We start from the raw sequence: 19,138 nt of genomic DNA, 5'->3' as shown, positions 1-19,138 counted from the left end.
CAGGGCCCGGGGTAGACATGGGACATGGCCCGATTCCGGGACCGCTCCCCGGGATCCTCGGGCCGCCGGTCCGCAGGTCGGCGCCCAGGCGGCCGGGGAGAGCGGCGGCAGGGGCGCCGGGGCCCGCGTGCGCTGTCCGCGGAGCGGCTCCGGGCCGCGGCGACCAGCCGCAGCCTGGCCGGGCAGATGTTCCTGCTCCAGGTGCTGATCGTGCTGCTGATCGTCGTGGCGGCCGTGGTCACCCTGCTGCTCCAGGCACGGAGCGACCGGTTCCAGGCGGCGCGCGACCGCTCGCTCGCCGCCGCCGAGGCGTTCGCCCACGCCCCCGGCCTCGTGCAGACGCTGCGCGGCCCCGACCCCAGCGCCGTGCTCCAGCCGCTGACCGAGGACGCCCGCAAGCGGGGCGGGGTCGACTTCATCGTCGTGACCGACCGTGACGGCAAGCGCTACACGCACCCCAGGCCGGAACTGATCGGCAAGCACTTCATCGGGACCATCGCGCCGTCGCAGGCGGGCCAGGTCACCGTCGAGAGCGTGCACGGCCCGCTCGGCGAGGAAGTGCAGGCCGTGGTGCCGGTGAAGGACGCGCGCGGCACGGTCGTGGGCCTGGTGTCGTCCGGGATCAAGGTCACCGCCGTGAGCAGCGCGTTCGACCGCCAGCTGCCGGTCGTCCTCGGCGCCGGGGTCGTCGCGCTCGCCCTGGCGACGGCCGGCACGGCCCTGGTCAGCAGGCGGCTGCGGCGCCAGACCCACGGCCTCGGCCCGGCCGAGATGACCCGGATGTACGAGCACCACGACGCGGTCCTGCACGCGGTGCGCGAGGGCGTGGTCATCGTGGGCGGCGACGGCCGGGTCCTGCTCGCCAACGACGAGGCGCACCGCCTCCTGGACCTGCCCCCGGACGCGGAGGGGCGGCCCGTGGCCGAGCTCGGCCTCGACCCCCGGATGGCCGAACTGCTGGCCTCCCGGCGCGTCGCCACCGACGAGGTCGTCCCGGTCGGGGACCGGCTGCTCGCGGTGAACAACCGTCCCACGGACCGCCAGGGCGGCCCGCCCGGCAGCGTGGCCACCCTGCGGGACTCCACCGAGCTGCGCGCCCTCGCCGGGAAGGCCGAGGCCGCGCGGGGGCGGCTGAGGCTGCTGTACGAGGCGAGCGTGGCCATCGGCACCACCCTCGACGTCGAACGCACCGCCGAGGAGCTCACCCGGGTGGCCGCATCCGGGTTCACCGACTACGCCACCGTCGATCTGTCCGAGCCGGTCCTGCGCGGCGAGGAGCCCAAGGTGGGCGTGGGGGGCGACGCCCCGGAGCTGCGCCGGGTGGCGCTCAACGGGGTACGGGACGACCATCCGCTGTACCGGGCGGGCGAGCTGGTGACGTTCGCCGCTCCCACCCCGCAGGCCACGGGGTTCATCAGCGGGCACCCCGTGCTCGTCCCCGTCCTGGGTGACTCCGCGGGCTGGCGCACCCAGGACATCGAGCGGACCCAGGCGGTCCTGGACTACGGGTTCCACTCCCTCATCACCGTGCCGCTGCGGGCCCGGGGGGTCCTGATGGGGATCGCCAACTTCTGGCGCACGGGGGACAGCGAGCCCTTCGAGGAGGACGACCTGTCCCTGGCCGAGGAGCTGGGGGCGCGTGCCGCGGTGTGCATCGACAACGCGCGCCGCTACACCCGCGAGCACGCCATGGCGGTGACGCTCCAGCACAGCCTGCTGCCCCGGGGGCTGCCGGAGCAGAACGCGCTCGACATCGCCTACCGTTATCTGCCCGCCCAGGCCGGGGTCGGCGGCGACTGGTTCGACGTCATCCCGCTGCCGGGCGGCCGGGTCGCCGTGGTCGTCGGCGACGTGGTCGGCCACGGGCTGCACGCCGCCGCGACGATGGGCCGGCTGCGGACGGCGGTGCAGAACTTCTCCACCCTCGACCTGCCGCCCGACGAGCTCCTCGGGCACCTGGACGAACTCGTCGGCCGTATCGACCAGGAGTCGTCCACGGGGAACGGGGAGGCCCCCGTCGCCGGTGCGACCTGCCTGTACGCGATCTACGACCCGGCGTCCGGGAACTGCGCGCTGGCCCGCGCCGGGCACCCGCTGCCCGCGCTGGTCCACCCGGACGGCACCGTGGAGTTCCTGGAGATCCCCGGCGGCCCGCCGCTCGGCCTGGGCGGCCTGCCCTTCGAGGCCGCGGAGCTGCGGCTGCCCGAGGGCAGCAGCCTGGTGCTCTACACCGACGGCCTCATCGAGGACCGCAGGCGGGACATCGACGTCGGCCTGGGGCTCCTCGGCGAGGCCCTGGCGGCGCCCGGCCGGGTGCCCCAGGAGACCTGCGAGGCGGTGCTCGCGGCGCTGCTGCCGGCCCGGCAGAGCGACGACATCGCCCTGCTCGTGGCCCGCACCCGGCTCCTGGAGCCCGACCGGATCGCGGAGTGGGAGGTGGCCTCCGACCCCGCGGCCGTGGCCGGGGCGCGCGCCGACCTCACCCGGCAGCTGACCCGGTGGGGCCTGGACGAGGCGGTGTTCACCACCGAGCTGATCCTCAGCGAACTGATCACCAACGCCATCCGGCACGGCACCGGCCCGATCCGGGTGCGGCTGCTCCGCGACCGCAGCCTGATCTGCGAGGTCTCCGACACCAGCAGCACCTCGCCCCACCTGCGCTATGCGGCGGCGGAGGACGAGGGCGGCCGCGGGCTGTTCCTCATCGCCCAGCTCGCGGAGCGCTGGGGCACCCGATACACCCCGGAGGGCAAGGTCATCTGGGCGGAACAGCCGCTGCCGTGACCCGCGGATCATCCCTTGTGGGAGCTGTGCCCCTTGTGGGAGCTGTTCCCGGAACCGTTGTACGCGACGAGCGAGATCTCGTCGAGGAGGTGCGCCAGCGGGTCGTCGCCGTCGCTGATCGTGGAGTTGTCGGTGCACTGCTGCTGTTGCTGCGACGTGAGGATCGGGATGTCCTGGACGCCGACGTTGAGGAGCAGGGCGAGCGACTGGACATCGAGCTTCCCGACACCGATGCACAGCTTGTTGAGGCTGTCGGAGACCGCGCTCATCTGCGGGCTCCCCTCTCCGCCGGTCACCGTGTTCCCGTAGCCGTTCATCGCCCCGTTGCCGTTCGCGACGTCGCGCCCGTCCCCGATCGCGGCGGCGGGGGCCGTGGCGACTGCGGCCGCCGTAGCCGTCAAGGCGACTGTCGCGAGGACCTTCTTGAGCACGTGCGTGCCTTTCGACCGAGGTGTTCCGCAGGAGCGGATGGCGACCTGCCCAACTCGGCGGTGGGGGCGAGGTTCCGCTACCTCACCCGTTCGTCCCAGCGGCCTTCCCCCGAAGGCCGCTTCCATGTGATTTACGGGTGGGTCAGCCGCCGGTCACGATGACGCTGTAGACGCAGAAGCCGAGCAGTGCGGCCATGCCCACGATGACCGTCCAGGAGCCGAGGCCCGTGTGCCGCCGCTCGCCGGCGCGGCGCGGCTTCGCGGAGGCGCGGGACCGCACGGGCCGGGCTCTTCCCGGCGTTCCCGGCTCGGGGTCGGCGGCCGTCTCGGCGAGGAGACGGCGGCAGGCCGCGGCGAGTTCGGCCGTACCCGCCGAGAGGGGCACGATCGCCTCGGAGCGGGCCGGGGCGGTGGTGCCGCCGTCCAGGATGCGGCCCGCGCGGACGAGTATCTCGTCGTGCCCTCCGGTGGGGGCGAGGCTGATCCAGCGCTGTACGTGCTCCCCCCGGATCACGACCTCCCCGGTCCGGTCCCGGTACACGATGTGCTCGCGCCACAGCACCCCGGCCAGCTCCCCCGCGGTCTCTCTCAGTCTTGCCCGCACGCCTCTCCCCCTCCATCGCCACCAAATCAAACAAACGCTGCATCCTAGTGTGGTGACCACGTTTGTTCACAAGGCGTCAGGGAGAGGACGCGAGCGGCGGCCTCACCGCTCGCAGGCGATGTCGTACAGCTTCATCGGCTTGCTCGCGTCCAGGCCCACGTACGCCGTGAAGTGCCCGTCGGGGCCGCCGCCCCAGCGCGTGGTGATCGTCGACCATCCCACCCCCGCCGACTGGGCGGTGGTGACCTTGCCCACGGAGATGTTCCGCGGCTCGTTCTGGGCGCACAGCAGCAGGTCGTAGTCCTTGGTCTCGGCCGCCTTCTTCCGCAGCTCCGGGGTGACCTTGTGCTCGCGGTCGTACCGGCTCGGGCCGTGCTGTCCGTAGAAGCCCACCAGGAAGCCCCGGACCTGCTCGGCGGTGTACCGCTCCGGCTGGGCGGCGGCCGGGGCCGCGCCGGCGAAACCGGCTCCCAGGACGAGGACGAGCGCGCATCCCGCGGCGGCGGCCGTGGAACGTCGGCGAATGGACCGGGTCATGGGAGACCTCCTCTTTCCGCTACGCCCGTACAGACCCGGGAGAGCGCCGGATGGTTGCGGCGGCGGCTCCCCCGGCGGCGTGGCCGGCACCGCCCGCGCGCGGCCGTGCGCCGTGCGCGCCGGAGGTCGATAGGCTCGACCCGCTCCGCACCACTCGCAGGAAGATCTCCGTCATGCGCACCTGGGACAGGACCCTCACCGTCGCGGGCGTCGGCGACCCCGCGCTGCGCGACGCCTACACCCGTCAGCGCGCCCTGGTCTCCGCCTACCGGCGCCACGCCTACGCCGCCGTGCGGCTGTTGCTGCCCACGGCGCTCGTACCGCACGTCATCGCCGCCACCGCGTTCATGCACCACACCGACTCGCTCCTCGACGAGAGCCCGGCGGGCCCCGAGGGCGACGACGGTTACGCGGCGTGGGAGAAGGAGGTCCGGGACGGGCTGGCCACCGGGGAGAGCGCGCATCCGGTGCTCCGCGCGCTGCTGCACACCGTCGGGGCCCACCCCGGACTGCGGTCCCACGTCGAGGAGTTCCTCACCGGCGCGCCCCTGGACCGGCACTTCACCGGCTTCGCCGACGAGGCGGACTACCAGCGGTACGTCGACGCGTACTCGCTGCCCGCGTTCATGCTCATCGCCTGTCTGCTCCTCGCGCCGGACGCCGACCCCGGCGACGCCCGGGCGCTCTGCCGGGCGTACATCGACGGCAGCCAGCGACTCGACTTCGTCAACGACCTCGCCGACGACCTGCGGGACGGCCGGCTCACGCTGCCGGCCCGGGACCTCGAACACCACGCCGTCTCCCGGACCGACCTCGAACACCGCCGGGACACCCCGGGGACGCGCGCGCTGCTCCACGACCACCTCGGCCGGGCCCGCCGCGACCTGCTGACGAGCCGGCGCCTGCCCGAGCTCGCGCCGCCCGCCCACCGCTCCTTCATCCGGGCGGCCATCGCGCTGGAGGTGCGCACCGCCGAGGCGGCCGCGGCCAAGGGCACCGGTGTGCTACGGAGTTCGGCGCGGCCCTCCCTCCGCGCGGCGCTGCGGATCCTCGTCCGGGAGTACGGCCGGCGCGGCCGCTGACGGGTCCGGGCCCGCACGCACCGTCCGGCCGCCTCCTCGAACTGCGGAGATCCCCATCCCTCGTCCGGGTGGTCTTCGGTCGCCCTGCCCGGCGCGGGTCCGCGGCGGGGCATATCTCGCTGGCGGAGAAGGGGCGGCGGGCCCCGGGCGAGGCTGCCGTGCCGATCACATGCCGATCACACCGGCCCTCCGCCCCACCGTGCGTCTCCGCGGTCGGTCCGGTCGTACCGGTGCGCTGCCGCACCGCTGTGAAGGAGGCTCCCGTGCAGGGCAAAGGTTCCGTCTCCGCTCCGTTCCGCACGGCGACGAGGGCCGTCGTCACCGGCCTCACGGTGTGCGCGCTCACGGCCGCTCCCGCGGTGATGCGGGCGGGGGCCACCGAGAGAACCACGGCGGGCGACCCCGCCACGGAGGCCGTCGCGGAGTGGAGCGCCACCGCGGTCGACACGGTCGAGACCGACGCGAAGCGGCCCGTGCCGGAGACGTTCCTCTGGCACGCCTTCGTCTCCACGACCGTGTACAACGCCGTCGTCGGCATCCGGGGCGGCTACGCGCCCTACCGCTGGGACGGGCGCGCGCCGCGTTCGGCATCGGTCCCGGCCGCCGTGGCCACGGCGGCCCACCACGTACTGCTGGAGTACTTCCCGGCCTCGAGGTCCCGGCTCGACACCGCCTACGCCGCCTCGCTCGCCGAGGTCCCCCGGGGCCGGGACAAGGACGAGGGCGTCGCCTTCGGCGCGCGGGCGGCCGCGCACACCATCGCCACGCGGAAGGACGACGGCCGCGGCGCCCGGGTGGACCTCGGCTCCGCCGCGCCCCGCCCGGGCGTCTGGCGGCCCACCCCGCCCGCCCACGAGGGCTTCACCACCGCCTGGATGGCCAGGACGAAGCCGCTGATGCTCACGGCGCCGCACCAGTTCCGGCCGGGTGCGCCGCCCTCGCTCACCTCCGCCCGCTACACCAAGGACTTCGCCGAGCTCAAGGCGATCGGCCGTAAGACGGGGTCGGCCAGGACCCCGGAGCAGACGGACACCGCGATGTTCTTCGCCGGCAACCTGCACTTCCAGGAGGCCCTGCGCGACACCGCCGCCCGGCGCGGCCTCGGCGTCGCCGAGCAGGCGCGGCTGCTGGCCGGGGTGAACTCCGCGATGGCCGACGCGATCGTCACCGCCTGGGATTCCAAGCTCCACTACCGGACCTGGCGGCCGATCACCGCCATCCGCGAGGCGGCGTCCGACGGCAACCCGGCGACCGCTCCCGAACCCGCCTGGGAGCCGCTGATCGACACGCCCGCGCACCCGGACTACCTCAGCGGACACGCGACGGTGGGAGGGGCGCTGACCCGGTCGCTGACCATGCTCCTCGGCACGTCCCGCATCGACCTGCGCGTCCGCTCGGTGGTCACCGGCACCACCAGGACCTTCGCCGACGCGGACGAGTACAACCGCGGCGTCGTCAACGCCCGGGTCTGGGAGGGCATCCACACCCGCACCGCCGACACCGTCGGGAACAGGACGGGACAGCGGCTCGCGGCGTGGGCGCTCACCCGCTACTTCCGGCCGGTCCGCTGACTCCCGGGCGCGGCCCGGGGACCGGCGGACCGGCCCGTACCCGTCGGGGAGGCGCGCCGGGGTGCCCATGAGTACCCCGGCGGCCGGCGGTGCCGGGCCGGGGTCAGTGGAGTTTCGAGCGGCTGCCTTCGGGGCGGGTGGAGCCCCGGCTGCGGCGCCGGGCGCCGGCGGCGGCGTCGGTGGGTTCCTTGTCCATCCACTTCCTGGCCCGGGTCCAGGCGCCGTCGGCGTACAGCCGGCGCAGGGCCCGGGGGAGCCGGGCGGCGGCGCGGCGGCAGGAGGTCTCGGCGCAGTGCAGCGGGGAGGCGGTCGTGCCCAGGAGGGGGTAGGTCATGGTCCTGGGGGGCATGTAGACGCAGCCGCAGATGACACAGGTGAAGACGGGGCGCATGAGTTCGGACGCCGGATCGGACGCCCGGTCGGGCGCCGCTCCGGGCGGGGGACCGGGAACGGGGCCCGGGGCGGGCTCCGCGCCGGGCCCGGGCTCGGGTTCGAATTCCGGACCGGATCCGGGTTCGGGGTCGGGTCGCACAGGAACCTCTTCCCCTCCGGCTAGCCAGACGTGCTGCCTGTGCCGCCGCAGAGAGTGCAGGACGAATAGCTGGTGTGGGTGACCGGCTTCTGGTGGCCGTTCTCATCGGTCTCGACGCTGTATTCGATCTTGGTGGTGATGCCGTCGCCCTCGCAGGCCGCGCATATCTGCTCCTGCTGTCGCGGCATCAGCACTCCCATCGCCGAGGGTTCCGGGCCCCCGAGGATAGCGAGGAGTGCGCCGCCGTCACACCCCGCGACCGGATCCCCGGGCGGCCCACGGCGATCGGCACGGCGCGGGCACGCCCGGTCGGCGACCACGCGGGTGGCGCGACGGTCCGTACGTGTCCCCGGCGCCGTGCACCGGGAAGGGGCTGGACGTGCAGAAGGCGCTGAAGAGACGAGGGCTGCCCGATCCGCTGACGACCCTGGTGCGCCGGGGCCGGGAGCCCACGGTGGTCCAGACCGTGCGCTCGACCCTGGCCGCCGTGATCGCGTACGTGGTGGCCCTGTGGCTGAGCAAGGAGCCGGCGCCGCTCACCGCGCCGCTCACCGCGCTCCTCGTCGTCCAGGTCACCCTCTACTCCACCCTGACCACCGGGATCCGCCGGGTGAACTCCGTGGTCGCGGGGGTGCTGATCGCGATCGGCTTCAGCGTGCTCGTGGGGCTGACCTGGTGGAGCCTGGGGCTGATCATCCTGTCCTCGCTGGTCATCGGCCGCTTCGTCCGGGTGGGCGAGTTCGTCCCCGAGGTCGCCATCAGCGCCATGCTCGTCCTCGGCGTCACCCGGGTGGCCGAGACCTCCTGGGACCGCGTCCTGGAGACGCTGATCGGTGCGGTCGTCGGGCTGCTCTTCAACGTGCTGCTGGTCCCACCCGTATGGGTGCAGCCCGCCGGTGAGGCCATCGAGGACCTCGCGCGGCGGATGCGCGGGCTCCTGGAGGACATCGCCGAGCAGATCAGCGGGCACACGCCCGTCGCGGAGGCGGCCGCCCGGCTGCACCGGGCGCGCCGACTGGACCACGACATCGTCGAGGTCGACGCGGCCCTGCGGCAGGCCGAGGACAGCCTCCGCCTCAACCCCCGGGTCAAGGAGGGCGTGCTCCACCGCGTGGTGCTCCGCACGGGCCTCGACACGCTGGAGATCTCGGCGGTGGTGCTGCGCGTCGCCACCCGCACCCTCACCGACCTGGCCAAGCAGCGGACCCGCGAATCGCTGTTCCCCGCCGACGTCGCCGCGAGCCTGCAGGAGGTCTTCGCCCGTCTCGCGCGCGCGGTGGAGAGCTTCGCCGTCGTCATCACCAGCCAGGTCACCGCCAACGCCGAGCAGGCCGAGACCCGCCTCGCCGAGGAGCTCGCCACCGCCCGCAGCACCCGGGACCACGCGGCCGGCCTCCTTCTCCACCAGGTGCTCGAACACCCCCGCCAGTGGCAGCTGCACGGGGCGCTGCTCGCCGAGATCGACCGCATCCTCGACGAGCTCGACATCCAGAAGCGCACCCAGCGGCTGGTGGAGGAGCTCGACCGGCACACCCGCCGACACCACGACGGACGCCGCACGCTCGCCACGCTCGGGAGGCACCTCCGCCGCCGGGGCCGGACGGGCGGGCCCGGGGAACAGGGCGGGGACGACCCCGCGGACCGGTCCCGGCGCCCCTCTGCATGATGCCTCGTCATTTCTACGTGGCGGGTCGTCAGCGTCCCTTACCCGTACGGCGGGTGGCTCGTACACCGGATGGATCACGCCGGATTGCGGGGGTCCGAGGGGGCCCGCAAGGTGAGCAGACGGTCCGGCCCGATCAGACGGTCCCGGCCCGAAAGATCCGACCCGAGAGATCCGGCCCGAAGGAGCGTGACCCCATGAACCTCCCCCGCCGAACCACCCTGCTCGTCTCCGGGGCGCTGTGCGGCGCGCTCGCCGTGACCACCGCCGCCACCGCCCGGCCCCCGGCCGAGGCCCCCACTCCCGCTCCCGCCAGGGCGTCGGCGCCACCGGCCGAGGCGCGGGTGCCGTCGCCGGAGGCCCTGCGCAAGGCCGCCGCCGAGGGGGCCAAGGCCATCGACTCCAACTTCTACACGCAGGCCGCCCGCCGGATCCTGGACGAGTGCGAGCAGCCGCAGGCGGCCGGCGCGCGGCCCGGCCCGTCGTGCGTGACCGTGAAGAAGCACCTCGGCGCCCTCGCCACCGCCCGCGCCACCCTCGAACAGCAGTCCCGGGCCGCGGCTCCGGACCTCACCGCCATCACCACCGCGACCACCGACGCCGTGGCCGCCACGGCGCACCTCGCCAAGGGCGGCGTCACCCCGGCGGACCCTTCCCCAGGCCGCTCCCCGGCCGCCGGGCCGGGCGCGCGGGCCGCCGGAGGCTTCGTCGACGGGTCGGACGGCCTGCTCCCCGTCGTCACCAGGCTCGTCGGCGGGCTGGTGAACACCCTCGGCGGGCTCGTCAGCGGGCTCGTCGGAGGGCTGCTCCGGGGGCTCCTCAGCAGCTGATCGCGGCCCTGGGGCACCCCGCCGCCGGAGCCCGGCACGGACTCGGGATGCCTCACCCGTCCGGCCGTGGCTCAATGGACGTACCAGGTCGGCGGGGGCTAGGAGGCACGGCCATGTCCACTGCGAAGAAGCTGCTCAAGACCCTTCCGCCGGAGTACCGGGACCGTCTGATGGAGCTCGCCCGGGAGGTCGCGTTCCCGGAGGACACCCGGATCTTCGAGGAGCAGGGCAGGGCCGACCGCTTCTGGATCATCAAGTCCGGCGCCGTCACGCTCGACCTCGGCCTTCCCGGGCGGCGGGTGGCCACGGTGGAGACCCTGGGCACGGGGGACCTGCTGGGCTGGTCGTGGATGTTCCCGCCGTACGAGTGGGGGTTCGGGGCCGAGGCGCTCAGCCCCGTACGGGCCTACGAGTTCGACGGCGCCGAGGCGCGGGCGCTGTGCGAGGAGGACCCGGCGCTCGGGCTGGTGCTGGTCCGCGCGGTCGCCGAGATCCTCGGCCACCGTCTCCGTACGGCCCGCACCCGGCTGCTGGACTTCTACGCTCCGCACGGCTCGGGCCCCCTGTGAACGGTCACGTCCGCGGGGCGGGACCGCACGTAAGACTTTCGTCATCTCTTTCCCGGAGTACGCGCCGCCTCCCCGTCCGTTGGCATGGCTGAAAGGCACATGGCTTCGGGAGGCTGCGATGGGACGCGTACGACGGATACTGAACAGGCGGTTCGTGATCGGGGCACTGCTCGTCGGGGTGCTGGCGGTCGGTGCGGGGGTGGTGTGGTTCCAGCCGTGGAAGCTGTGGGTGAACACCACGGTGCACGAGGCCGCGCCCGTGGCGGCCGAGGCCGGGTCCGGTGCGCCCCGGACGCTGGCGATGGGGGACCTGATCAGCCACGAGCACAAGACCTCCGGGAAGGTGCGTGTCCTGGAGCTGCCGGACGGCTCCCGCACCCTGCGGCTGGAGGGCCTGGACACCAGCGCCGGGCCCGACGTGAAGGTGCTGCTCAGCGACGCACCGGTAAAGGAGGGGAAGGCCGGCTGGCACGTCTTCGACGACGGGGCGCACCGGAGCCTGGGGTCGCTCAAGGGGAACAAGGGTGATCAGAACTACGCGCTGCCGGCCGACCTGGACCTGGGGCGGTACCGGAGCGTGAGCATCTGGTGCGACCGGTTCGACGTGTCGTTCGGGGCGGCGGCGCTGACGCGCGCCTGAGCGGAGTCGGGCCCGTACGGCGGGCGAGGGGTCGCGGGGTACGCGGCGGGGCCGGAGGGCGCCCCGCCGCGCGGCGGCGGGTGGGGAGGAGGGACGAGGCCCGCCCTCCCGGGTCGCCTACCTCGCCGTCACCTCCGTCGTCGCCGCCACCGGCGCCGTCCCGGACACCACGCACTCGGCCGTCGCCCCGAACACGTGCACCGACGCCTTCCCCGGTGCGAAGGTCGCCGTGCCGGGCTTGCCGAGCCGCACGGTGGCCTTGCCTCCGGTGACCTTCACGGCGGTGCCGCTGGGGACGACGGCCCGGTTCGTGAAGCCGGTGGCGGTCACGCTGCCGGAGGCCGCGCCGCCGAGGTCGATGACCAGCTCGCCCGTCACGCTCCTGGCCGGAAGAGTGAGGGGGGCCTTGATGCTGGTGGCGACGTCCACCGAGAGCTCGGCGGTGCCGCCCGCCGGCACGCTCGCGGGTGCGGTCACGGAGATCTGTACGGGCTGGACGCCGGCGGGGGCGCCGGGACCGGTGCAGGTGTAGCCGACGGACACCGTGGCGGCCGCGGCCTGCGGGGCGGTCAGAACGGCCGCTCCGGTCGTCAGCGCGGCGGCGAGGGCCACGATCGCGGTCGCCCGCCCGCGGCGCGAGCTCGGGTGCGTACTCATCGCGTGCTCCCTTCCGGCTCCGGGCAGTGGGGTGCCGGGCGGAACCGAGAAGCAGGAATAATGACGTGGACACGTCATCAATGACACGTGGTGGTGCAGAAGTCAACAGACAGTGGGCGGCGCCGCGATGGCCGGTGCGTGACGACACGGGCGGGCCGGGGCTGCTGCGCCCCGGCCCGCCCGTCCGTCGCCGCCTCGGGGATCACCCCATGGCGGCCCGCGTCCTGGGCGCGCTCTCCGGCACGCCGCGGCCGACGTCCTTGCACAGGGGAACGGGGCCGGCGGGCGCGATGTACGCCGAGTTCACCCATGTGGCCCGGTCCCGCAGCAGGTACCAGACGTTGTTGCCGCCGATGTCCTGGGCCCGGACCTTGCACCGCAGCCCGACCTTGACCCCACGGAGGAGCGTGCTCCGCACCGAGGAGTCCGTGCTCGGGAAGTAACGTTCGTTCACACCCGACCCGCTGACGACCGTGCCGCTCGGCCGGGTCGGCACCGGAGCCGCCTGGGCCGGTCCGGCGGCCAGCGTCGCCCCGGTCAGCGCGGCGACCGCTACGGCCATGCCACGGGCCACCAGTGTCTGGGTCATTGCAGCTCCCTCGTCCTACGGAGTGGTCAACGCACAGCCCACGTTTCCACCGGACGAATGCATATAAACCTCCCATGAACCCATCCGGTCCCGGGGCCGGAGCCTCCCCGCACGGCGTTCAGCCGGCGCCCGGCCCCGGGCCCTTCCCGGGTTCCTCGCCCGCGGGCTCCCCGCCGGTGGGCTCCTTACGGGCCCGGCTGGGCTGGACGCGCTTGGGCTCGCCCTTCATCTTCGGGTGCTCCGGCGGGTACGGCAGATCGCCCAGACCGTGCTCGCGCTCGTCCCGGTCGGCCAGCTCCAGGGCCGCCTCCAGGCCGCAGGGTTCGTCACCCATTCCCGCGTGCACATCACCCACGTCGGCGTAACGGCCCGGCATGCTGCCCAGGTCGAAGTCCCGGGGCACGGCACTGGGCACCTCCTCCCACGTCAGCGGGGCGGAGACGGGGGCGTGCGCGCGGGGGCGTACGGAGTAGGCGCTGGCGATGGTGCGGTCGCGGGCGGTCTGGTTGTAGTCCACGAACACCTTCTCGCCGCGCTCCTCCTTCCACCACGCCGTGGTGATCGTCCGGGGCGACCGCCGCTCCAGCTCCCGCGCGACGGCGATGGCCGCGCGCCGCACCTGGGTGAACGTCCACCGGGGCGCGATCGGCACGAAGACGTGCATACCGCGCCCGCCGGACGTCTTGGGCCAGCCGGTCAGCTCCAGTTCCGCCAGCACCTCGCGCAGGTCGAGGGCGGCGCGCACCGCGTCCGCGTAGTCGGTGCCCGGCTGCGGGTCGAGGTCGATGCGCAGTTCGTCGGGGTGGTCGGTGTCGGCGCACCGCACCGGCCAGGGGTGGAAGGTCAGACAGCCCAGGTTGGCCGCCCACAGGACGGCCGCGATCTCCCCCGGGCAGATCTCGTCCGCGTACCGGCCGCTGGGGAAGGAGATGCGCCCGGTCGGGATCCAGTCGGGGAGGTTCTTCGGCGCGCGCTTCTGGAAGAACGATTCGCCCTCGACGCCGTCGGGATAGCGCTCCAAAGTCGTCGGCCGGTCGCGCAGCGCGCGGACGACGCCGTCGGCGACGCTCAGGTAGTACGACGCCACGTCGTGCTTGGTGAAGCCGCGCTCCGGGAAGTAGACCTTGTCGGGGTGGGAGATCCGCACCGTCCGCCCGCCCGCAGAGAGCTCCACCGCGTCACCGCCCATGCCCCTACGCTAAGCGCGCCTCCTGGGCCCCACCACTCACGGCCGCCGGTGTGCGGGCGCGGGGCGGGCTCCCGGCGGGCGAGGGGGCCGGTGAGCCCGCACAATCGCGGTCATGGAACTCCCGGTGATGCCCCCGGTGCGGCCGATGCTGGCCAAGTCGGCGTCCGCCATCCCGTCCGGCATGCAGTACGAGGCGAAGTGGGACGGCTTCCGGGCCGTCGTCTTCCGCGACGGCGACGCCATCGAGATCGCCAGCCGCACCACCAAGCCGCTGACCCGCTACTTCCCCGAGGTCGCCCGGGCCCTGCTGACCCAGCTCCCCGGTCGCTGCGTCGTGGACGGCGAGATCGTCGTCGTCCGTGACGGGCGGCTGGACTTCGACGCCCTGCTCGAACGCATCCACCCGGCGGCCTCCCGTGTCGCCCGGCTGGCCGAGCTCACCCCGGCGTCGTTCATCGCCTTCGACCTGCTGGCGCTCGGGGACGAGTCGCTGATGGAGCGCCCTCAGAGCGCCCGCCGGGAGGCCCTGACCAGCGCGTTGCGGGATGTCTCGGCTCCGGTGCACCTCACCCCCGCCACCGATGACATCGAGGTCGCCCGGGCCTGGTTCGAGGAGTTCGAGGGCGCCGGCCTGGACGGCGTCGTCGCCAAGCCGCCCGGTCTCCCCTACCGGCCGGGCGAACGCGTCATGACCAAGGTCAAGCACGAGAGGACCGCGGACTGCGTCCTCGCCGGGCTGCGCCTCCACAAGAGCGGGCCCGTCGTCGGCTCGCTGCTCCTCGGACTCCACGACTCCGACGGGCGGTTGCAGCACGTCGGCGTCTGCGCCTCGTTCCCCATGCGCCGCCGCAAGGAGCTGATGGAGGAGCTGGAGCCGCTGCGGATGGCCGATGTCCACGGCCACCCGTGGGAGCGGTGGACGGACCCGGACGCCCAGGCCGGCGGCCGGCTGCCGGGCGGCCCCAGCCGCTGGACCGGCACCAAGGACCTCTCCTGGATCCCGCTGCGCCCCGAACGGGTCTGCGAGGTCGCCTACGACCACCTCCAGGGCGACCGCTTCCGCCACACCACGCAGTTCCGCCGCTGGCGCCCCGACCGGGACCCCGCCGACTGCACGTACGCGCAGCTGGAGGAGACGGCCCGCTACGACCTGGCGGACGTCCTCGGCCCGTGACGGAGCGAGCGGTCAGTCCTGGGCGCGCTGGGTGACGGGCGCGTCCGTGCAGTCGCCGAGGAACTCGTACCACCGCCGCTGGAGGCATACGTACCGGGTGTCGGCCTCCACCAGCCGGAGGAACGCGGTCACCGACTCCGCCAGCCGCAGCTGGAGGGCGGGGTCGGTCAGGTCGCCGTTCTCGGCGAAGCCCTCGTGCGCCTTGGCCAGGCTGAACATATCGGGGTAGACGCGGGTGCCGAGGTGTTCGAGCGGGATGCGCAACGCCCACAGGCCGCGGTTGCCGCCGACCATGGAGGGGGAGGCGGAGACCAGCAGCGCGTGCTTGTCCTTGAACGGCTGCGGCCGGACGCGCGACACCCAGTCGACGGCGTTCTTCAGCCCGCCGGGCAGGGAGGCGTTGTACTCGGGCGAGGCGATCACCAGTGCGTCGGCCCTGGCCAGCCGGTCGCGCAGGGCGAGGGCGCCTTCCGGGATGCCTTCGGCCGTCTCGGCGTCACCGTCGTAGACGGGCATGGCGAACTCGCCCATCCGGGCGAGGTCCGGCTCGGCGCCGGCCTCCCGGACCAGCCGGGCGACGAGCGCCGCCAGGCGGGCGTTGAGCGAGTCGCCGCGCAGCGAGGCGCCGAAGACCAGTACGCGCGTGGGGCCGGGCGGAGTGTCGTCGGCCATGGTCGGAACCCTCCTCGGTGAGCGTGGTGAGGGGACGCCCCTGCGTCCCCTCACAGCGTCCGGCCCGGGTACCGGCCGCGCATGTGGAAGGCGCCCGGCGAGCCGGTGGCGGTGGGCGGGTAGGAGGTCCTGGACGCATCCGACGGGCGAACGGAACGCCGGCGCCCGCCGACGGAAAGGATCCACCGTGGACATCGAGGGTTCGGTCGTACTCGTGACGGGCGCCAACCGCGGCATTGGACGGGCGCTCGTCGACGCGTTCCTCGCCCGCGGGGCCGCGCGGGTGTACGCGGCGGCCCGGAACCCCGCGTCACTGGACCCGGTGGTCGCCGGGGACCCGGCGCGGGTGGTGCCGGTGGAGGTGGACCTCTCGGCACCGGACACGATCGCCGCCGCGGCGACGACCGCGGCCGATGTGACGCTGCTCGTCAACAACGCGGGCTCGCACGGGATGGGGCATCTGCTCGACATGGACCTCGCGCTCGTCGAAGAGGTGATGCGGACCAACTACCTCGGGACCCTGCGGGTTCTCCGGGCGTTCGCTCCGGTGATCGAGGGCAACGGCGGGGGCGCCGTCGTCAACGTCATCAGTATCGGCGCGTTCGGCGGTACGCCCTCGCTGGGCGGCTATCCGGCGTCGAAGGCGGCGCTCCACTCACTGACCCAGGCCGTCCGGCCGGACCTCGCGCCACGGGGCATCAGCGTGCACGGCGTCTTCCCGGGTCCGGTGGACACGGACATGTTCGACGACGTCCTCGGGCACGAGCCGGTGTTCGGCGAGTTCCCGAGGGCGACGGCGGCGGAGGTGGCACGGGCGACGCTGGACGGGATCGCGGCGGATGCGGAGGATATCTTTCCGGACAGCTTCGCGGCGGAGGTGGGGGAGATGTGGCGGGTCGATCCGAAGGGGGTCGAGCGGAGGCTGTCGGGGATCTGAGGGGGTGGGGGACGGCGGGTCATGAAGGAGTGAACGTCCTCGCCGACCAGGAGGTACGGGTCAGCGGCGGCACAGAGCCGCGTCCACGACTCCCTCAAGGTGCGTCAGGGCATCGCCGGTTTTCGGTTCGCGGGTCATCGTGGCGCTGGCGGCGCGGCCGTCGGCGGTGGCCATGGCCCAGGTTCCGTAGCCGGGGATGCCACCGTTGTGGCCCCAGGCGACGCAGTCCTTGGACAGCCGCACCTTCATGATCCCCAGTCCCATGCTGTAGCGGTCCTCCCCTTTCCGCACGGGGATGGTGGTGAGCATCTGCTCGAGCTGGGTGTCCGGGAGGAGGCCGCCCTTCAGCAGCGCGGAGAAGAAGCGGTTGAGGTCGGAGTTGGTGGACACCATCGCGCCTGCCGCCCAGGACGCGGAGGGGTCGATCTCGGTGACGTCGCGCGGAGGCGACACGGGCGGCTCGTCCTGGTGGTAACCCTGGGGGTGGCGTTCGCGGATGGCCGTCTCGCCGGGGGCGGGGAAGTAGGTGTGGCGCAACCCGAGGGGCTGGATGATGCGCTTGTCGATCTGTTCGGCGAGGGGGCGGCCGGTGACTTTCTCCACGATCAGGCCGGCAACCAGATAGTTGGTGTTGCTGTACGACCATTTCGTGCCGGGTTCGAAGGCGGCTTCGTGCTTGAGGGCGATGTCCAGACTGTCGCGAGGGGAGAGGTAGCGGCGCTCCAGGATGTCGTCGGTGACGTCGTCCTCGAAGTCGGGGAGTCCGCTGGTGTGCTGCAGAAGCTGTTGCACCGTGATGTGGTGTCCGTCTATCCCCTTCCCGCGTACGAGGCCCGGCAGGTGGTCGTCCACCCGGTCGTTCAGGCGGATCTTCCCTTCACCGACCAGTTGCATCACGACCACCGCGGTGAACGTCTTGGTGACGCTGCCGATCCGCACCTGACCGTCCCGCGGCACCTTCGCGTGCGTGTCCCGGTCGCCTGTACCAGCGGTATAGGTGCGGAACTTCCCGTTGGCGTCCATCACACTCGCCAGCGCACCGGGTGCCCGGTCCGAGCGCACCAGCGTCTCCAGTCCCTGCCGCACGGGGTCCGGCCCGGCGGCGGTCGCGGGTGCCGCAAAGCCGGCGGTGACAGCGGTGGCCAGGGCAAGGGCGGTGAGAGCAAGGCGTTTACGCATCGAGGTTCCTCCGGAGCGGCGTTGGCGGGCCTTGGTGACAAGGTCAACTCTGCTGGGAGCAGGCGCCGTCGCCATCAGGGATCGCCCCGACCGGATCCCTGATCCGCACCCCTGATCCGCATCCCCCCGGAGCGGCCCCCCGGTTCGCCCCTGGGACACACCCCGCCCGCGAACCCTCGCGGCTTGAGGAACCCTCATCGGCTCACGGCTTACGGCCCACGGCCCACCGGACACGCCCTGGGCATCACCCCCTTGGGCGAACGGCGGTTTCGGGCGCCGGTGCCTGACGTGGTGTCTCGTCCGGGCGGGAGCGGGGCGGTTTGCCCGCCGCCCCTGCGACGATCTTCTGGAGCAGGCTGTAGGAGAGGATCGGCAGCAGCACTTCGGGGCGGTGGGAGAACCAGCAGGCGGCCAGCACCGCTGCCGCGCTGCTGTTGTTCATCCCGGTGGCGAAGGTGAGGGAGATTCCGTCCGGCTGGTCGCAGCGTGTCCAGCCGGACATCCACCGGCCGCAGCAGAAGGCCAGGCAGCACACCGCGCCGGACAGGCCGAGCGCGAGCACCAGCAGGTCGGGGTCCGGGTGGGCGAGGGCCTGCCCCAGGGCGCCGGCCGCGTTGATGTAACACAGCAGCAGGATGTTCACCAGGTTCACGGCCTTGACCACGGGCAGGACACGGCGGGTGCGGTCCTCCCCGAGCAGCATCCGTACGAGGACGCCCACCAGGCAGGGCAGCACCACCGACACCAGCGCGAAGAACCCGGCCCCGGTCCGGGCGATGACGTCGACCTTGGTGGTGTCGTCCAGGGCCCCGGCACCGGAGGGGCCGACCAGCTGGCCGGCCAGCCGCATCCCGAGCGGGACGGTCAGCGGGCTGAGCAGGGTGGAACCGATGACCATCGCGACGACCAGGGGTACGTTGCCGCCCGCGTTCTGCCCCCAGGACGCGGCACCGCCGGCGATCGGCATCGCCAGCACCAGCATGAGCCCGATCACCAGCCCCTCCGCCTCCGCCGGATCAGGCCATGCGCGCAGGGCGACGGCGATCACCGGAAGCACGAGCAAAGGCAGCAGAGCGTTCGTGGCGATCCCGAGCACCAGCCGCGCCGGACGACGCCCCACCGCCCGCAACTCGCCGACGCGGACCCCCAGGCCGGCGTTGCACAGCATCACCGCCAGCAGCACCATCGGCACCGTCAGAGCACCCGCGGGAGGCGGTAGTACCAGTCCGCGAAGCGCCTCTCCCGGAGCCGGGAACACCCCGGCCAGCACGTAGCAGACCAGCATCAGTACCAGCAGCCACCGCTGCACCGCCTTCACGACAACCATCACGCACGAGAGTCTATTGACCACACAGTGCGACAACCGCCGCGCTCGGCAGGCGCATCAAGGCATTCACCGAGGGCATGACCTCCCGCGCGCGCCTGCCGGGCCGGCCAGGGGGCAAATCCAGCCCGTCCGGCGTTTGAGGACCGGGGTCCGGGGCGGAGCCCCGGTTAC

At 73.3% G+C, this 19,138-nt stretch carries 20 protein-coding genes; 9 read left to right on the top strand and 11 right to left on the bottom strand.

What is annotated here, in order from left to right; genetic code table 11:
* Window positions 1-186: 186 nt before the first annotated feature.
* Window positions 187-2,784: a SpoIIE family protein phosphatase gene (locus AF335_RS14560; protein WP_228773657.1), complete on the top strand. Its 2,598-nt coding sequence runs from the start codon at window positions 187-189 to the stop codon at window positions 2,782-2,784.
* An 8-nt stretch (window positions 2,785-2,792) separates the two neighbouring features.
* Here the strand turns inward: AF335_RS14560 and AF335_RS14555 are convergent, their stop codons facing one another.
* The 3 genes from AF335_RS14555 to AF335_RS14545 form a co-directional block, all read right to left on the bottom strand.
* The gene (locus tag AF335_RS14555) at window positions 2,793-3,215 is read right to left on the bottom strand and encodes a rodlin (protein WP_102918813.1); all 423 of its coding nucleotides are present in this window, start codon (window positions 3,213-3,215) and stop codon (window positions 2,793-2,795) included.
* A gap of 142 nt (window positions 3,216-3,357) precedes the next feature.
* Window positions 3,358-3,819 (bottom strand): hypothetical protein, encoded by a 462-nt coding sequence (locus AF335_RS14550; protein ID WP_102918812.1) that lies wholly within the window; start codon window positions 3,817-3,819, stop codon window positions 3,358-3,360.
* 102 nt (window positions 3,820-3,921) lie between these two features.
* The gene (locus AF335_RS14545; RefSeq protein ID WP_102918811.1) at window positions 3,922-4,356 is read right to left on the bottom strand and encodes a hypothetical protein; all 435 of its coding nucleotides are present in this window, start codon (window positions 4,354-4,356) and stop codon (window positions 3,922-3,924) included.
* 173 nt (window positions 4,357-4,529) lie between these two features.
* Between AF335_RS14545 and AF335_RS14540 the strand changes: the two genes are divergently transcribed.
* Window positions 4,530-5,438 carry a phytoene/squalene synthase family protein gene (locus tag AF335_RS14540; RefSeq protein WP_102918810.1) on the top strand — a complete coding sequence of 303 codons (909 nt, stop codon included), beginning with the start codon at window positions 4,530-4,532 and terminating at the stop codon, window positions 5,436-5,438.
* 263 nt (window positions 5,439-5,701) lie between these two features.
* Window positions 5,702-7,009 carry a vanadium-dependent haloperoxidase gene (locus AF335_RS14535; RefSeq protein WP_244927019.1) on the top strand — a complete coding sequence of 436 codons (1,308 nt, stop codon included), beginning with the start codon at window positions 5,702-5,704 and terminating at the stop codon, window positions 7,007-7,009.
* Window positions 7,010-7,112: 103 nt separating this feature from the next.
* On the opposite strand, the gene AF335_RS14530 is transcribed toward AF335_RS14535, so the two are convergent.
* Both AF335_RS14530 and AF335_RS34615 read right to left on the bottom strand, forming a co-directional pair.
* The gene (locus AF335_RS14530) at window positions 7,113-7,343 is read right to left on the bottom strand and encodes a hypothetical protein (RefSeq protein ID WP_146045521.1); all 231 of its coding nucleotides are present in this window, start codon (window positions 7,341-7,343) and stop codon (window positions 7,113-7,115) included.
* Between the two features lie 218 nt (window positions 7,344-7,561).
* A complete protein-coding gene (locus tag AF335_RS34615) occupies window positions 7,562-7,729 on the bottom strand; it encodes a hypothetical protein (RefSeq protein ID WP_170127693.1) in 168 nt (55 codons plus the stop codon).
* Between the two features lie 185 nt (window positions 7,730-7,914).
* Here AF335_RS34615 and AF335_RS14520 point away from each other — a divergent pair, with 185 nt between their 5' ends.
* The 4 genes from AF335_RS14520 to AF335_RS14505 all read left to right on the top strand — a co-directional run bounded on the left by AF335_RS14520 (window position 7,915) and on the right by AF335_RS14505 (window position 11,243).
* Complete coding sequence (locus AF335_RS14520; RefSeq protein WP_102919228.1) at window positions 7,915-9,207, top strand: aromatic acid exporter family protein; 1,293 nt, start codon at window positions 7,915-7,917, stop codon at window positions 9,205-9,207.
* A 194-nt stretch (window positions 9,208-9,401) separates the two neighbouring features.
* Window positions 9,402-10,034: a hypothetical protein gene (locus AF335_RS14515; protein WP_102918807.1), complete on the top strand. Its 633-nt coding sequence runs from the start codon at window positions 9,402-9,404 to the stop codon at window positions 10,032-10,034.
* A 113-nt stretch (window positions 10,035-10,147) separates the two neighbouring features.
* Window positions 10,148-10,603 carry a Crp/Fnr family transcriptional regulator gene (locus AF335_RS14510; protein ID WP_102918806.1) on the top strand — a complete coding sequence of 152 codons (456 nt, stop codon included), beginning with the start codon at window positions 10,148-10,150 and terminating at the stop codon, window positions 10,601-10,603.
* 118 nt (window positions 10,604-10,721) lie between these two features.
* Window positions 10,722-11,243: a DM13 domain-containing protein gene (locus AF335_RS14505; RefSeq protein ID WP_102918805.1), complete on the top strand. Its 522-nt coding sequence runs from the start codon at window positions 10,722-10,724 to the stop codon at window positions 11,241-11,243.
* Between the two features lie 117 nt (window positions 11,244-11,360).
* On the opposite strand, the gene AF335_RS14500 is transcribed toward AF335_RS14505, so the two are convergent.
* From AF335_RS14500 to ligD, 3 genes are all read right to left on the bottom strand, one after another.
* A complete protein-coding gene (locus AF335_RS14500) occupies window positions 11,361-11,900 on the bottom strand; it encodes a hypothetical protein (RefSeq protein WP_102918804.1) in 540 nt (179 codons plus the stop codon).
* Between the two features lie 202 nt (window positions 11,901-12,102).
* Window positions 12,103-12,489, bottom strand: coding sequence for an SH3 domain-containing protein (locus AF335_RS14495; RefSeq protein ID WP_228773658.1), 387 nt, complete (start codon window positions 12,487-12,489; stop codon window positions 12,103-12,105).
* Window positions 12,490-12,607: 118 nt separating this feature from the next.
* Entirely contained in the window at window positions 12,608-13,678 is a 1,071-nt protein-coding gene (ligD, locus tag AF335_RS14490) for a non-homologous end-joining DNA ligase (RefSeq protein ID WP_102918803.1), read from the bottom strand.
* A 112-nt stretch (window positions 13,679-13,790) separates the two neighbouring features.
* On the opposite strand from ligD, the gene AF335_RS14485 reads away from it, so the two are divergent.
* The gene (locus AF335_RS14485; protein WP_102918802.1) at window positions 13,791-14,852 is read left to right on the top strand and encodes an ATP-dependent DNA ligase; all 1,062 of its coding nucleotides are present in this window, start codon (window positions 13,791-13,793) and stop codon (window positions 14,850-14,852) included.
* A gap of 12 nt (window positions 14,853-14,864) precedes the next feature.
* On the opposite strand, the gene AF335_RS14480 is transcribed toward AF335_RS14485, so the two are convergent.
* The gene (locus AF335_RS14480; protein WP_102918801.1) at window positions 14,865-15,524 is read right to left on the bottom strand and encodes an NADPH-dependent FMN reductase; all 660 of its coding nucleotides are present in this window, start codon (window positions 15,522-15,524) and stop codon (window positions 14,865-14,867) included.
* Between the two features lie 187 nt (window positions 15,525-15,711).
* On the opposite strand from AF335_RS14480, the gene AF335_RS14475 reads away from it, so the two are divergent.
* A complete protein-coding gene (locus AF335_RS14475; protein WP_211304099.1) occupies window positions 15,712-16,461 on the top strand; it encodes an SDR family oxidoreductase in 750 nt (249 codons plus the stop codon).
* Window positions 16,462-16,521: 60 nt separating this feature from the next.
* Here the strand turns inward: AF335_RS14475 and AF335_RS14470 are convergent, their stop codons facing one another.
* On the bottom strand, window positions 16,522-17,640 hold the full coding sequence (locus AF335_RS14470) for a serine hydrolase domain-containing protein (RefSeq protein ID WP_102918799.1): 1,119 nt from the start codon (window positions 17,638-17,640) through the stop codon (window positions 16,522-16,524).
* A 244-nt stretch (window positions 17,641-17,884) separates the two neighbouring features.
* Window positions 17,885-18,967 carry a bile acid:sodium symporter family protein gene (locus AF335_RS14465; protein WP_102918798.1) on the bottom strand — a complete coding sequence of 361 codons (1,083 nt, stop codon included), beginning with the start codon at window positions 18,965-18,967 and terminating at the stop codon, window positions 17,885-17,887.
* Between the last annotated feature and the right edge of the window lie 171 nt (window positions 18,968-19,138).

Source organism: Streptomyces eurocidicus, assembly GCF_002891295.1.
GTDB lineage: Bacteria > Actinomycetota > Actinomycetes > Streptomycetales > Streptomycetaceae > Streptomyces > Streptomyces eurocidicus.
The sequence above is the reverse complement of the archived record's forward strand: the minus strand, read 5'-3'. Positions and strand labels throughout refer to the sequence as shown.

Bases quoted from the DNA above. Each gene is read 5' to 3' on its own strand.
- AF335_RS14505 (WP_102918805.1), top strand. From the start codon at position 10,722: ATGGGACGCGTACGACGGATACTGAACAGGCGGTTCGTGATCGGGGCA.
- ligD (WP_102918803.1), bottom strand. From the start codon at position 13,678: ATGGGCGGTGACGCGGTGGAGCTCTCTGCGGGCGGGCGGACGGTGCGG.
- AF335_RS14485 (WP_102918802.1), top strand. From the start codon at position 13,791: ATGGAACTCCCGGTGATGCCCCCGGTGCGGCCGATGCTGGCCAAGTCG.
- AF335_RS14530 (WP_146045521.1), bottom strand. From the start codon at position 7,343: ATGACCTACCCCCTCCTGGGCACGACCGCCTCCCCGCTGCACTGCGCC.
- AF335_RS14540 (WP_102918810.1), top strand. From the start codon at position 4,530: ATGCGCACCTGGGACAGGACCCTCACCGTCGCGGGCGTCGGCGACCCC.
- AF335_RS14495 (WP_228773658.1), bottom strand. From the start codon at position 12,489: ATGACCCAGACACTGGTGGCCCGTGGCATGGCCGTAGCGGTCGCCGCG.
- AF335_RS14465 (WP_102918798.1), bottom strand. From the start codon at position 18,967: ATGGTTGTCGTGAAGGCGGTGCAGCGGTGGCTGCTGGTACTGATGCTG.
- AF335_RS14545 (WP_102918811.1), bottom strand. From the start codon at position 4,356: ATGACCCGGTCCATTCGCCGACGTTCCACGGCCGCCGCCGCGGGATGC.
- AF335_RS14470 (WP_102918799.1), bottom strand. From the start codon at position 17,640: ATGCGTAAACGCCTTGCTCTCACCGCCCTTGCCCTGGCCACCGCTGTC.
- AF335_RS14560 (WP_228773657.1), top strand. From the start codon at position 187: ATGTTCCTGCTCCAGGTGCTGATCGTGCTGCTGATCGTCGTGGCGGCC.
- AF335_RS34615 (WP_170127693.1), bottom strand. From the start codon at position 7,729: ATGCCGCGACAGCAGGAGCAGATATGCGCGGCCTGCGAGGGCGACGGC.
- AF335_RS14515 (WP_102918807.1), top strand. From the start codon at position 9,402: ATGAACCTCCCCCGCCGAACCACCCTGCTCGTCTCCGGGGCGCTGTGC.
- AF335_RS14500 (WP_102918804.1), bottom strand. From the start codon at position 11,900: ATGAGTACGCACCCGAGCTCGCGCCGCGGGCGGGCGACCGCGATCGTG.
- AF335_RS14510 (WP_102918806.1), top strand. From the start codon at position 10,148: ATGTCCACTGCGAAGAAGCTGCTCAAGACCCTTCCGCCGGAGTACCGG.
- AF335_RS14480 (WP_102918801.1), bottom strand. From the start codon at position 15,524: ATGGCCGACGACACTCCGCCCGGCCCCACGCGCGTACTGGTCTTCGGC.